Below are 12,202 nucleotides of genomic sequence, written 5' to 3'. Positions count from 1 at the left end.
GTGCGGGCGGTGTCCCGGCCGACAGCATGAGGCCATGCCCCGATCACCGAGAAGCCGACCGATCTCCGCACTCACCGCTTGCGCCGGCGCGCTCGCCTACACCGTGAGCAAGGTGGACCTCGCGCGGGACGGAGAGCTGGGCATGCCGGGCTTCCCCGCCCCGCCGGAGGCCTACGCCCAGGTCACCGACGTCACGGCCGCCCAGCTGGGCAACGCCGGCCTCGGCCTGCTCATGGCGGTCGTGGCCCTGCTGCTGGTCCGCCCGCCGGCCGCCCGGTGGCTGCGACGGTCCGTGGCCGGCGTCTCCTGGCTGGGCATCGCGATGGTCGGGGCCGGGGTGATCGGCTTCGGCGCCCGGGCGGCCGGGGTGGCCCCGGGACTGGGGGAGAGGCCTCCCCACATGGCGACGGCCGTCGCGGCGCTGGTGGTCGGCGCGCTGTGGGTGGCGGGCTGGTCCGTGGCCACGGCAGGCGTCATGCGGGGCGCGCGCACCACGCCCCCGACGAGCGCCACGAGCACCACGCGCGCCGCCCGGACGCGGTAGCCCCGGGCACGGGACCGGCCCGGCCCCCGTGGTGCGGGGCCGGGCCGGGTTCGTTCCGGTCGGGAGCTCAGGTGGGCGTCAGCTCACCTGGAGGGTGACGTCGTCCACGACGAAGGAGGTCTGGAGGGACTGGTCCTCGGTGCCGGTGAACTTCAGGGTGACGCTCTGGCCGGCGAACTGCGAGAGGTCGTAGGACTTCTCCGCGTAGCCGGAGTTAGCGTTCACGTTGGAGAGGGACTCCAGGGTCTGGCCGGCCACCGAGACGGTGAACCGGTCGTAGGCGACGTTCTCGTCCTCGTCCGTGTCGATGTGGAGGAAGAAGCCGAGCCGGTACGTGGAGCAGCCCGACGGAATCGTCAGCGTCTGGGCGGCGCTGTCCGTGTGGGTGGACCCGTACCCGGCCAGCCATGCCTTGTAGCTGCCGCCGTGCGGGGTCTGGCCGGACTGGTTGGTGATGACGCCCGCGGTCGAGGTCCACGGGCTGGAGCCGTTCTCGAAGCCGCCGTTGACCACGAGCTGGCGCGGTGTGCAGCTGCCGCCACCGGTGACGGTGAGCGTGTAGGTGGTGGTGTGGCTGACGGTGCCGGAGCCGGTGATCGTCAGGGTGTAGGTGCCGGGCGCGGTGCTCGCGCCGACCTGGACGGACAGCGCCGAGGAGCTGCCGGACTGGACGGACGTCGGGCTGAGCGTCGCGGTGACCCCGGCCGGCGCGCCGGAGACGGAGAGCGCCACGGTCTGGGCGGCGCCGCTCACGGTGGTGGTGCCCACCGTCGCGGAGACGGAACCGCCGGGGGCCGCGCTGCCCGCGGACGGGCTGACGCCGATGGAGAAGTCCTGCGCGGGGGTCTCACCGCCGACCGCCTGCTTCCAGACGGCGTAGGCGACACCGTCGGCGCTGCGGTTCAGCACGGTGGCGTTGATGTTGTTCGTGGTGTCGCAGGCGCTGTGGTAGCAGGAGTCGTAGGCGGAGTTGGCCGTGCCGCCCCACTTCGTGGCCTGCGCCGAGGTCTTGCGGGCGCTGGCGCCGGCCGCGTAGCCGGAGGTGGGGATGCCGGCCTGCTGGAAGGAGTAGTCGTCGCTGCGGCCCTGTCCCTCGGTGTTCTCCTCGGGTGCCAGGTTCAGCGAGGTCCAGTACGCCTTCAGCGGGGCGGCGGTGGTGGAGTTGACGTTGTTGATGAAGTAGCCGCCGTTGGTGGAGCCGACCATGTCGAAGTTGTAGTAGCCCTTGATGGCGCTGCGCTGGGCGCTGCTCAGCTGGTTGACGTAGTACTCGGAGCCGTTGAGTCCCTGCTCCTCGTCGGTCCACCAGGCGAAGCGGACGTGCTTGGTCATCGTCGGGTTCTTCTCGGCGAGGACGAGGGCGTTCTCCAGCAGGGTCGCGGAGCCCGAGCCGTTGTCGTTGATGCCGGGGCCGGCCGAGACGCTGTCGAGGTGCGCGCCGAACATGACGGTCTGGTCGGCGGGACCGCCGGGCCAGTCGGCGATCAGGTTGTTCGACGGGTAGGTGCAGGAGGTGCAGTTCTGCTCGGTCACGGTGTAACCGGCCGCCTGCAGCTTGCCCTTCACGTACGCCAGCGACTGGGTGTAGCCGGCGCTGCCGGCCCGGCGGTGGCCGCCGTTCTGGCTCGCGATGGTGTTGAACTGGGTCAGGTGCGCCTGCACGTTGGCGACGTTGATGTCCGGCGGGTCGTTGCCGGGCTGGGTCCCGCCCACGTTGAGCGAGAAGTCGACCGTGTGGGAGAGGCTCGCGCCCTGGCCCTTGACGACGACCGTGGACGCGCCGGGGGCCGCGTTGGCGGTGGCCGTCAGGGTCAGAACCGAGGACTGGCCGGACTGCACGGTGGCCGGGTTGAAGGAGGCGCTCACACCGGCCGGCAGGCCCGACGCGGTCAGCGCCACCGACTGGGCGTTGCCCGTGGTGACCGCGGTGCCGACCGTGGTGGTGACGGAGGCACCCTGCTGCACGGCGCCCGAGGACGGGCTCAGCGACATGGAGAAGTCGTTGTTCTGGCCGCTCGGGGTACAGGTCGGGTCGGCGCTCTGGGCGGGCACGCTGATCCCGTCCCAGGCACCCTTCGTCTTGTTGAAGAGGTCACACGTGGGGTCCAGCGACTTGGCCGAACTCAGCGTCGCCGTCCGGTACTTCTTGTAGGACATGCTGCTGGTCTTGAGCAGCATGCCGCCGTAGAAGATCTTGCCGGCGTTCTGCACGCCCACACCGGTCAGGGTGGTGCCGTTGCAGGTGCTGCTGCTGGGCTTGCCGCCGCCGGGACTGGTGCCCTCGGCCAGCAGGTAGAACCAGTGGTTCAGGGGACCGGCCGCCGCGTGCACCTCGGTGCCGGGTATCGCCGAGCTGTAGCAGGCCGGGTCGTTGTTGACGGCCGCGGGGTTGTACATGTTCCGGATCGGACCCCGGCCCTGGAGGTTGATGACCTCGCCGACCGTGTAGTCCGGGGTGTCGTAGGGGGCCGGCTCGTTGGCGAAGGCTTCGGTCAGCGCGCCGAAGATGTCGCCGGTGGCCTCGCCGAGCCCGGACTCCTGGCCGCTGGTACCGCCCGGGGTGTTGGAGTCGATGGCGTGCCCGTACTCGTGGGCCACCACGTCGATGCCGGCGATCCACTCGTTGGCGCTGTTGCGGCCGATGGTGACCGAGCTGCCGTCCCAGTAGGCGTTCAGGTCGCTCAGGCCCACCTTGGCGGGGAAGCTGCGGCCGTTGCCGCTGACGCCGTTGCGGCCCAGCCACTGGGAGAGCATGTCCCACTGCTTCTGCGCCGCGAACATCAGGTCGACGCAGCCGGTCTCCTTGCTCGTGGGGTTACCGGTGCCCCAGGAGTCGGAGGACTTCGAGAAGACCGTACCGGTGCTGTAGTCGGCGCAGCTCAGGCCGGTCCGGTTCGGGTCGCGCAGCGTGTACGTGGAGCCCGAGGCCGTGGTGTCGATGGTGACCGGGCCCGGCCCGTTCCACTTGCTGTTGCCGGTGCCCGCGACCACCTCGTCGTGGCTGTCGACGAAGGCGCCGGTCCGTGCGTCCACGAAGACGTGCAGCCTGCTGGGCGCGGTCCTGGTCCGGCCGCTCAGTACGGTCTCCCACGCCAGCACAGGCTTGTCGTCCTTGAGGCGGACCACGAGCCGGCTGCTCTCGACCTTGTCGACCGAGGCCAGCTTCGCCCGGGAGGCGGCCTCGGCGTCCTTCGCGGAGACCGACGCCCGGGTGGAGACGTCGATGCGTACGGAGGAGGCGGACTGCAGGGCACGCACCTTGCCGGTACCGTCGGCGAGCACGACCGCGTCGCCGCCGACGACCGGCAGACCGCGGTAACTGCGCTCGTACGACACCGAGTAGAGGTCCTTCACCCAGGGGGTGACGAGGCGTCGTTCGTACTGTTCCTGGGAGGAGTTGACCAGGGAGTCCAGGCCGCTGTCGACGGCCAGGTCGGCGGCCGCGACCGCACGTGCGGCCGGTGTGTCCTTCTGGGACGGGGAGGGCTGCGCCGGCTGCGCCGCCGATGCCGTCCCGGCCAGAGCGCCGGCAAGGCTCGCGGTCAGCGCCATCGCTGCCACGGCCGCCGTCCATCTGCTGGGATGCAACGTCCACTCCGATCGTGGGGGGTCGGGGATGAGTGTCGTTCGCGGCCGAGTATGAGCGTGAACATGACGAGATTGGGACATCTCGTGGGGCATAAGGTCCGCGTTATGGTGCCGTGGCGGCCCGGCTCGTACGCTGCCCGGATGCAGCTGGAGTTGAGGCATCTGCAAGCCGTCTGCCGGATAGCGGAGGCTGGCAGCCTGGGGGGCGCGGCGCGGCGGCTCGGGGTGTCCCAACCCGCACTGTCGGCCCAGCTGCGCCGCATCGAACGGGTCACCGGGGGCGAGCTCTTCGTACGGGGCCGCAGCGGGGTGGAACCCACGGCACTGGGCCAGTTCGTGCTGGCCAAGGCACGTCGCGTACTGAGCGAGATGGACGCTCTCGGAGCGCAGGCACGCGCCATCTCGACCGGCGGACCGCTGCGGCTGGGCTGCATCATGCTCGTGCTGCTCGACGGTCTCCTCGCCCAGACCGACCTGTCCATGTCAGGCCGGGAGATAGCCGTGGACCTGGAGGATTCGGTCACCGTGCTGGCGCGGATGCTCGGCGCCGGGCGCTACGACGCCATCGTGTACGGGGAAGTCAACGACCACGAGGTGCCGCTGCCGGAAGGAACCCTGGCCAGGACGCTGATCCCGAAGGAGCCGTTCTGCATCCGGCTGTCCGCCGGGCACCCCCTCGCGGGCCTGGAGCGCGTCGAACTGGCCGACCTGGCCGGGGAGTCGTGGATGACACTGGTGGAGGACGACGACGGCGGCCCCGAGGCGCTCGTCACGGCCTGCGCGAAGGCCGGATTCAGCCCCTCACTGCGCTACCGGATCACCGACCGCAAGATGCAGCACGACCTGATCGCCGCGGGACGCGCCGTCGCGCTGAGCCAGCCGACGGCCCCGTCGGGGGAGGGCACGGTGATGCGCCCGCTCGTCGGCACCCCCATCATCGGCCGCATCCGCCTCGCCTGGCGCCGCGCCGCGCTCTCGGCCGGGCAGGCGGAACTGCTCTACCGGGCCGCGGCCCGCGCCTACCTGGCCAATGTGGACAACAACCCCTTCCACAAGGAGTGGTGGGACGCCCACCCGGAGGTCCATCCGGTCCTCGACTGACCGGTGGGCGGACCCGAAGCCGCCGGCGGACGGACGGACGGACGGACGGAGGGACGGAGGGACGGAGGGACGGGCCGAGGGACGGGCCGGGGGAGGGATCGGCGATCAGCCGCGGCGGTGCGCCGTCAGCAGCAGGTACTCCCACTCCATGACACCGTCCACGGTGTGCTCGGCGGCCAGGGCGTCGAGCGCCGCGTCCAGCTCGGCGACCCGGTCCGGATCGCCGGTGACGGCGCGGTAGACGGCCACGGTGGGCCCGTAGCAGGCCTTGAAGAACTCGCGGAAGTCCGAAGGCCCGGTGAACCGGTCCACGCGGACCGTCCGGCGCCGCGACTCCACGTCGGTGACCGCGTCACCCAGCAGCTCGTGCACGTGCTCCTCGTCCCCCCACAACGGGGGCGGCTGGGCACCGGGCGGCGGCGGGGGAGCGAAGGGCTTCATGGTGGCGAACATGCGGCCCACGAAGCCCTGCGGGGTCCAGTTGATCAGTCCGACGGTGCCGCCGGAGCGGCAGACGCGCAGCATCTCCTCGGCGGCGGGCCGGTGGTGCGGGGCGAACATGATGCCGACGCAGGACATCACGACATCGAACTCGCCGTCGGCGAAGGGCAGGTGCTCGGCGTCCGCCTCCCGCCACTCCAGAGCGGCACCGCGCACGGTGGCCAGATGCCGGCCGATCTCCAGCAGATCGGGGGTGAGGTCGGACGCCACCACGTCGGCCCCGGCCAGGGCGGCCGGGATGGCCGCGTTGCCCGAGCCCGCAGCGATGTCCAGCACCCGGTCGCCGCGCTGGACGCCGCACTCCTTCACGAGCACGGCCCCCAGCTCCGGAATGACGTGGTGGGCCACCGACTGGTAGTCACCCATCGCCCACATCGCGCGGTGCCGGGCCTTCAGAGTGCGGTCCGCCTGGGCCGCATCGCTCGCCTCGGTCATGACAGCCGTCCTCCAGGGCTCGGGTAGCCCCTTGTCCGAGCATAGGTACGTTTCGCGGACCCGGCCCGTCGGCGGTCCCGCGGGCGACCGGCGGCGCCGGTGGGCCCGTACCCCGGCTCACCCGCCGGTACGGTCCCGGGACGCCAGGCGGCCGAAGTCACGCGTGAAGCCCTCGCGGAAGCCGGGCCGCTCCAGGGCCCTCTCGAAGGCGCGCGCGGCCCGGGTGAGCGCGGCCTCGTTCTCCTGGGCGGTGGCGAGTTGGGCGAGGTACGCGCGCAGGCTCAGTCCGCGGTCCGCGGCGAGCGCGGCGAGGCGGTCGTGCACATCGGTGTCGACCTCGACGGTGGTGGTGTCGGCCATGCTCCGAGTATGCGCGCCCCGTGACCGGGCGGGGGCCCGTTCGGCACAGGCGTGCTGCCCACGGGGCACGGTCCCGGTAGGTCGCCGAGGTGGCCGAGGTGCGGCGGTGACGGAACGGACCGGGGACCACCGCGTCAGGCGCGCCGCCTCAGCTCTGCGCCTGCTGGAGGAGGGAGATCTGCCGGGCGATCAGGGCGGGCGGGAAGGCACGCAGGTCCGGGTCGCCGACCGACAGTTTGGTGAACGTCGCGATGACACTGCCGGTGCGGACCACCGTGTACTGGGTGACGTGCGAGCCCCCCTCGGTCGGGGCGGTGATCTCGAACTGCACCGCTTCGTCCCCGAGCCGCGGGGCGGGACCGACCGTGACCGTGCCCTTGTAGGTCGTGGCCGGGCCCGGGCTCTCGTAGTAACGGCAGGCGCCCAGACCGTCGCTGACCTCAGCGAAGACCGCCACCGCGCCGGAGTTCCCGTACGAGGCGAGCGTGGAGTCGCCGCCGTTGGGGTCGTTCCTCCAGTTGAACGTCTGCTCGGCCACCGCCGGGGCCGGACGGGAGGGCCGCCGGGCATGGGCGGCCTCCAGCAGCCGTGCGCAGGCGGGATCGGAGACCTCGGACTCCCGCTCGCCTGCCCGGGGCCGGCGGACGGAGACGGGGTGCCCGTACGCGTCCGGGCTCGCCTCGGTCGGCAGGGCGGCCGCCACCAGCTCCTCGGCGGTCAGCGTACGGCTCGCGGAGGCGGGCGCGGAGGGAGAGCCGGACGCAGACGTGGAAGGGGCCGCGGGCGCGGTCACCGGGTTCCCGGGATGCGCTCCGCAGCCCACGACGGCCAGCGAGGCCACGGCCACCAGGGCCGACAGGAGGGAAGCCCGCCGGGCAACGTGTACAGGCATGGTCCGTCCCCGGAACGATGTGAGTGATCATGCGGAGGCTACCGGCCCGCACCCCGCCGCCACCAGGGGGTTCCGCCTGTTGGGATCCGCTGCCCGGGCTGCGGGAGCGGGTGCGACAGTCCGGGGCCGTCGGACCGTCCGCCGGTCACTTTCGTCCCGCCAGGGAGTTCGCGGGGGCGAGGACTTCGGCGATGCGGGCGGCGATGGTCTGCGCCGTGTTGTCCCCGGGTGCCTTGGGCCCCACCGTGGTGGAGACCGCGATGGCCAGGTGCTTGCTCGGGAGGTAGGCCTGGATGGCCGCGTATCCGGCGAACGACGGGTTCGACTGGATCCAGCCGTTCTGGACGATCACGCCGTACCCGAAGTGCTCGGCCGGAAGCTGGCGGAAGCAGTCCCTGGGCGGGCAGCCCGGGGTGTTGCCGCCGAGGCCCACCGTGCCCGGGTCGAGCTGGACCTTGAAACTCTGCGGTGAGAGGAGCTCGCCCGTACCGACGGCCTCGGCCGAGCGCGCCAGGTCGCAGATGTGGGTGGTCAGGACCGCGCCGGGGGCGGTGGTCCAGGAGGGATTCCAGAAGGTCGACTCCTCGTACCTGCCGCGCTCCGCGTCGAAGGAGTGCAGGACGGGCTCCTCGATCTGGGGCGTGAAGCTGTTGAGGGTGTTGGCCAGTCCGGCGGGCCCCGTGATCTGCTGCTCCATCACCTGGGCCAGCGGCATCCCGGCGATCTTCTCCAGGGCCTGCCCGAGGAGCACGAAGTTCGCGTGCGAGTAGCTCCAGCTCGTCCCCGGCTCGTACCAGAGGGGGTGGGCGGCGGAGATGCCCACGAGCTCGGCGGGCGTCCACTGGCGGAACGGGTCGGCGTACAGGGCCGCGAGGAACTTCGGATCCGGCACGTAGTCACGCAGGCCCGAGGTGGAGGCGCCGAGCATGCGCAGGGTGATCCGGTCGGCGTGCGGCGCGTCGGGAAGCCAGCGCGAGACCGGGTCGTCGAGGCCGGCCTTGCCCTGCTCGACCAGTTGCAGCATGGCGATGCCCATGTAGACGATGGCGACCGACCCGGCCCGGAAGTGCATGTCCGCCGTGGCGGGGACCCCCGTCATCGACTCGCCGAGCGCGCCGGTGACGACCTCCTGCCCGTCACGCGTGACCCGCAGCACGACGGCGTTCAGGTCCAGTTCCTTCTGCGCCGCCCTGGCGATGTCCATGATCTGTTTCGCTTCGCCGCCCGAGGGCTCGGGCGACGCCACGCACGGGGCGGGCGCGGAACCCGCGCCGTTCGCCGCCCAAGCGCCGCCGGCCGGCAGGACCGTGCCGAGCAGTGCGGTGGCGCACAGCAGTGCCGTTCGGACGCGGCCCGGGTGCGCGGTCCTGACTCGGATCATGCCCATCTCCTGCCGCGAAGGGCCCCTCGGGACAGGGCCCACCCTTCGATGGAACGCCCACCGCCCGGTATGGGCCAGTCGGCGCAGTGGCGGCACCGGGCGTCGCGACCCGGCAAGATCCGAAAGAGAAGGCCTAGCCGGCCCAGCGGCCGGTGAGGAAGGTGAGGGCGACCACGGTGGACAGGGGCGCCACGGCGTAGAGGTAGGCGGTGTGGATCCGGGGACGCTTCAGGCTCCAGGAGGCCAGGCCGATCCACAGCGGCCACCACAGGAGGGTGGAACGGGGCAGGGACGTGTACCAGTAGGAGGTGCCCAGGGCCCACAGGGTGAGGCCGATGTACAGGGCTTCGGGCCAGCGGCCGCCCCGTACCAGCAGGGCCAGGAGTACGGCACCGACCAGCATGGCCAGGAGCTCGGCCTGCCACATGAACGCGTACCCGGTGGGCTGGACGTGCTGGAACGCGGCCTCCCATGTGTGGGCCCAGGCCTCCCACGGTGCGTGGAAGTCGCGGAACCAGCCGCGTTCCTGGGAGTGCTTCCAGGCCATCCAGTCCCCGGTTCGCGTGTGCAGGTACCAGCTGTAGAGGGCCGGGGCGAGGGCGGGCAGGAAGAGCCACGGGGCCGAACGCCAGGCGGCGCGGCCGCGGGCGGTGAGGACGAAGTGGAGGGCGAGGGCGGCCGCGAGGAACAGCCCCGTGACACGGACCGAGCAGGCGAGGCAGGCCAGTACCGCGGCCGCGGGCCAGTTCTGGCGCTGCGCCGCGAGCCAGGCGGGCAGGGCCAGCGCGAGGAAGAGCGCCTCGGTGTAGCCCGCGGCGAGGAACACGGCGCATGGCGAGAGCAGCAGGAAGGCAGCCGCACGGCGGCCCGTTTCGAGGTCGGCCAGGTGATGGCGGGCGATCCGGGCGAGGGCCAGGACGGCGATGCCCCCCGAGAGGAACGAGATCAGCGCTCCGGCGGCGGCCCAGTCGGGGACCACGGTGTGAACGGCGCGCAGGGCGAGGGGGAAGCCGGGGAGGAAGGCCTCCCGGTTGTCCCAGCCGGCCGTCCAGGGTCCGGCCCCCGCGGGGAAGTAGCCGTCCTGGGCTATGTGGAGGTAGAACCACCAGTCCCATTGCTGCCAGGGAGAGAGCAGCGAGGCGGGCCGGCGGGTCTGGCCGTCGGCGGGGAACAGCCAGCTGACGGCACCCGCGGTGGCCCAGATGCCGACGCGGGTCAGCAGGTACAGCCACAACACCTCGCGCTCGCCCGGGCCGAGCCTCAGGAACGCCGGGCGGGAGCGGCGGGGGCGGTGGGGGCGGCGACCGGTCTCGTTCACGGGCGGCCAGGCGGTGGGCGGGCCGGGAAGCTCGACCGGCCGACGGGCGGTTGAAACGGACATATCTGGATCTCCTGGCCGTCTGAGGGCATGCGGGGTCACCGGCCCGGCTCGGGCCGGTGTCCGCCGGCGGTGTGCTGCGGGAAGAGGGGAGGGCTACCGGAGCGGCTGTGGGGGAGTGGCCGACATGCTCGGCTCCACCGTCCCGGTGGAAGAGGGCGGCGGCGCCGTCGTGGTGCGCGCCGGCACCGTGCTGCTGCGCGCCGGCGGTGGCGTGGTGTTGCGCGGCGGCATCAGCGAGTTGAGCGTGGGTGTCGTGGAGTGGGACGGCGGGGGCGGTGCGGAGGTCGGGGACGGGGCCGCCGGAGAGGGCGTCGTCGCGGGAAGGACCGGGCCCGAGTCCTCCGGGAGGAACGCCGAGAGGGCGGCGCCCGATCCGGCGAGGACGAGGAGGCAGGCGGCGGCGATACCGACGATCCGGTTCCGGCGGTGCCGTTCGCCGCGCCGCTCGATGACCGCGACGGGCGGGGTCGTGCTCGCGGACTGTCCGGCGGAGGCCGCTTCCCGGAACAGGGACCGCAGCGGGTCGTGGGAGTCAGGCATCGGGAGCCTCCTCAATGCGGGGGTCCTGCAGATGGAGGGCGAGCGTGGTGCGGCCCCGGGACAGATGGGTCTTGACCGTGCTCGTGGACAGGGAGGTCTCGGCGGCGATCTGCTCGACGCTCAGATCGCACACGTAGTGCAGCGCCATGGTCCGGCGCTGCTTCAGGGGCAGTTGCCGCAGTGCCTCGACGAGCGCCACCACCTCCGGACCCGGCCCCTCCACGTGACCGGCGGGGGCCGTGCGCTGCCAGGCGTCGGCGGTGCGCCGCCGCCCGCGCCAGCGGCTGACGGCGAGTCGCCACGCGACCGTGCGGATCCACGCCTCGGGCCGGCCGTCCCGGTCCAGCTGACGCCGGCGGCCCCACCCCCTGACGAAGGCCTCCTGCACCACGTCCTGTGCCTCGTGGTGGTCGCCGAGCATCACGTAGAGCTGTCCTGTGAGCCGTCCTGCCGCTTGCGCGTAGAACTCCTCGAACTCCTCGATGGTCAAAAAATCGCTCCCGAATCCATGTGTCCCTCTCACCGGGCATACGCCCGCCGCACCCCATCCGGTCGACACCGGACGACAAGTCGCCGTGTGAGTGCCGTCACACGGTGGGTGGGGTACTCATCGTCGAGGCGGCCACGGCGAGGAGACGCGGCGGCGCCACGGGCCGCGGGGTGATGCGGATCCGGGCCTCGGGCCGGTCCGGGCGATCGCGTCGGGCGGCGCGCGGAGGGGTCCGGCGCGGCAGAAGACAGAAGGGCCCCGACAGGGCGGACAGGTCCCGACACAGCAGAAGGGCCCGGATCCATGAGGATCCGGGCCCTTCCGAGCAGTAGCGGGGACAGGATTTGAACCTGCGACCTCTGGGTTATGAGCCCAGCGAGCTACCGAGCTGCTCCACCCCGCGTCGGTAGACCTCAGCCTACGGCATCCCGGGGGCGGTGCTCGACATGTTTACCGGCGGCCGCGCCCGGAGTGTGGGCGAAAGGGCGGAATCTCGCCCCGAAGGCGAGATCATTCCCCCTGGTGACAGTGCGTGCAGGCGTGTACCTTCACGGGTAGCTGTCGTGGTTCCAAGTGCCTTGCCCGTGCCCTTTGGTGTGGGCAGTTTTGCTGTGTTGTGCCGTAGGACCAGGGCGATCACCTCCGTCTTCCACGCCGTGTGGAAGACGTACGTCAACGGGAAGGCATGAACATGGCTACGGGAACTGTGAAGTGGTTCAACTCGGAAAAGGGCTTCGGCTTCATCGCCCAGGACGGCGGCGGTCCGGACGTCTTCGCCCACTACTCGGCGATCAACGCCTCTGGCTACCGTGAGCTCCAGGAGGGTCAGGCCGTGACCTTCGACATCACGCAGGGCCAGAAGGGCCCGCAGGCGGAGAACATCACCCCCGCCTGATTCCGGACGACGGCCCGGTCCGACGACCGGGCGCCGGAGAACCGTTTCCCCGTACCGCCCGTTCACTGAACGGGCCGCGGGGAAAGATCAGGGC

11 protein-coding genes and 1 tRNA gene are annotated in these 12,202 nt (G+C 71.9%); 3 read left to right on the top strand and 9 right to left on the bottom strand.

Translation table 11 applies throughout. From position 1 onward, the window contains the following. Nucleotides 1-34 precede the first annotated feature (34 nt). On the top strand, nt 35-544 hold the full coding sequence (locus tag Sspor_RS03295; RefSeq protein WP_202197665.1) for a hypothetical protein: 510 nt from the start codon (nt 35-37) through the stop codon (nt 542-544). Nucleotides 545-622: 78 nt separating this feature from the next. Here the strand turns inward: Sspor_RS03295 and Sspor_RS03290 are convergent, their stop codons facing one another. Continuing rightward, nucleotides 623-4,105 carry a M28 family peptidase gene (locus Sspor_RS03290; RefSeq protein WP_373318734.1) on the bottom strand — a complete coding sequence of 1,161 codons (3,483 nt, stop codon included), beginning with the start codon at nt 4,103-4,105 and terminating at the stop codon, nt 623-625. A 168-nt stretch (nt 4,106-4,273) separates the two neighbouring features. Here Sspor_RS03290 and Sspor_RS03285 point away from each other — a divergent pair, with 168 nt between their 5' ends. Beyond that, nucleotides 4,274-5,233: a LysR family transcriptional regulator gene (locus Sspor_RS03285; RefSeq protein WP_202197664.1), complete on the top strand. Its 960-nt coding sequence runs from the start codon at nt 4,274-4,276 to the stop codon at nt 5,231-5,233. Nucleotides 5,234-5,338: 105 nt separating this feature from the next. Here Sspor_RS03285 and Sspor_RS03280 read toward each other — a convergent pair whose 3' ends face one another. The 8 genes from Sspor_RS03280 to Sspor_RS03245 form a co-directional block, all read right to left on the bottom strand. Then, a complete protein-coding gene (locus Sspor_RS03280) occupies nt 5,339-6,169 on the bottom strand; it encodes a class I SAM-dependent methyltransferase (RefSeq protein WP_202197663.1) in 831 nt (276 codons plus the stop codon). 117 nt (nt 6,170-6,286) lie between these two features. Next, on the bottom strand, nt 6,287-6,529 hold the full coding sequence (locus tag Sspor_RS03275) for an antitoxin MazE7 (protein ID WP_202197662.1): 243 nt from the start codon (nt 6,527-6,529) through the stop codon (nt 6,287-6,289). 148 nt (nt 6,530-6,677) lie between these two features. Beyond that, nucleotides 6,678-7,421 (bottom strand): hypothetical protein, encoded by a 744-nt coding sequence (locus Sspor_RS03270; RefSeq protein ID WP_202197661.1) that lies wholly within the window; start codon nt 7,419-7,421, stop codon nt 6,678-6,680. A gap of 145 nt (nt 7,422-7,566) precedes the next feature. After that, entirely contained in the window at nt 7,567-8,802 is a 1,236-nt protein-coding gene (locus tag Sspor_RS03265) for a serine hydrolase domain-containing protein (protein WP_202197660.1), read from the bottom strand. Nucleotides 8,803-8,935: 133 nt separating this feature from the next. After that, on the bottom strand, nt 8,936-10,183 hold the full coding sequence (locus tag Sspor_RS03260) for a mannosyltransferase family protein (RefSeq protein ID WP_202197659.1): 1,248 nt from the start codon (nt 10,181-10,183) through the stop codon (nt 8,936-8,938). Nucleotides 10,184-10,276: 93 nt separating this feature from the next. Next, nucleotides 10,277-10,723 carry a hypothetical protein gene (locus Sspor_RS03255; RefSeq protein WP_202197658.1) on the bottom strand — a complete coding sequence of 149 codons (447 nt, stop codon included), beginning with the start codon at nt 10,721-10,723 and terminating at the stop codon, nt 10,277-10,279. After that, on the bottom strand, nt 10,716-11,213 hold the full coding sequence (locus Sspor_RS03250) for a SigE family RNA polymerase sigma factor (RefSeq protein WP_202197657.1): 498 nt from the start codon (nt 11,211-11,213) through the stop codon (nt 10,716-10,718). Before Sspor_RS03250 ends, Sspor_RS03255 begins: the two co-directional genes overlap by 8 nt. A gap of 329 nt (nt 11,214-11,542) precedes the next feature. Further along, nucleotides 11,543-11,616 (bottom strand) — tRNA-Met (locus tag Sspor_RS03245). Between the two features lie 288 nt (nt 11,617-11,904). Here Sspor_RS03245 and Sspor_RS03240 point away from each other — a divergent pair. Then, nucleotides 11,905-12,108 carry a cold-shock protein gene (locus Sspor_RS03240; protein WP_030384970.1) on the top strand — a complete coding sequence of 68 codons (204 nt, stop codon included), beginning with the start codon at nt 11,905-11,907 and terminating at the stop codon, nt 12,106-12,108. Nucleotides 12,109-12,202: the final 94 nt, after the last annotated feature.

It is taken from the genome of Streptomyces spororaveus, assembly GCF_016755875.1.
Taxonomy (GTDB): domain Bacteria; phylum Actinomycetota; class Actinomycetes; order Streptomycetales; family Streptomycetaceae; genus Streptomyces; species Streptomyces spororaveus.
Note: the sequence above shows the minus strand (reverse complement) of the source record. Positions and strands in the feature narration are given on the sequence as shown.

What these genes read in the sequence shown, in the direction of transcription:
- Sspor_RS03295 (WP_202197665.1), top strand. Translation starts at nt 35, where the DNA reads ATGCCCCGATCACCGAGAAGCCGACCGATCTCCGCACTCACCGCTTGC.
- Sspor_RS03285 (WP_202197664.1), top strand. Translation starts at nt 4,274, where the DNA reads ATGCAGCTGGAGTTGAGGCATCTGCAAGCCGTCTGCCGGATAGCGGAG.
- Sspor_RS03280 (WP_202197663.1), bottom strand. Translation starts at nt 6,169, where the DNA reads ATGACCGAGGCGAGCGATGCGGCCCAGGCGGACCGCACTCTGAAGGCC.
- Sspor_RS03275 (WP_202197662.1), bottom strand. Translation starts at nt 6,529, where the DNA reads ATGGCCGACACCACCACCGTCGAGGTCGACACCGATGTGCACGACCGC.
- Sspor_RS03270 (WP_202197661.1), bottom strand. Translation starts at nt 7,421, where the DNA reads ATGCCTGTACACGTTGCCCGGCGGGCTTCCCTCCTGTCGGCCCTGGTG.
- Sspor_RS03265 (WP_202197660.1), bottom strand. Translation starts at nt 8,802, where the DNA reads ATGATCCGAGTCAGGACCGCGCACCCGGGCCGCGTCCGAACGGCACTG.
- Sspor_RS03260 (WP_202197659.1), bottom strand. Translation starts at nt 10,183, where the DNA reads ATGTCCGTTTCAACCGCCCGTCGGCCGGTCGAGCTTCCCGGCCCGCCC.
- Sspor_RS03255 (WP_202197658.1), bottom strand. Translation starts at nt 10,723, where the DNA reads ATGCCTGACTCCCACGACCCGCTGCGGTCCCTGTTCCGGGAAGCGGCC.
- Sspor_RS03240 (WP_030384970.1), top strand. Translation starts at nt 11,905, where the DNA reads ATGGCTACGGGAACTGTGAAGTGGTTCAACTCGGAAAAGGGCTTCGGC.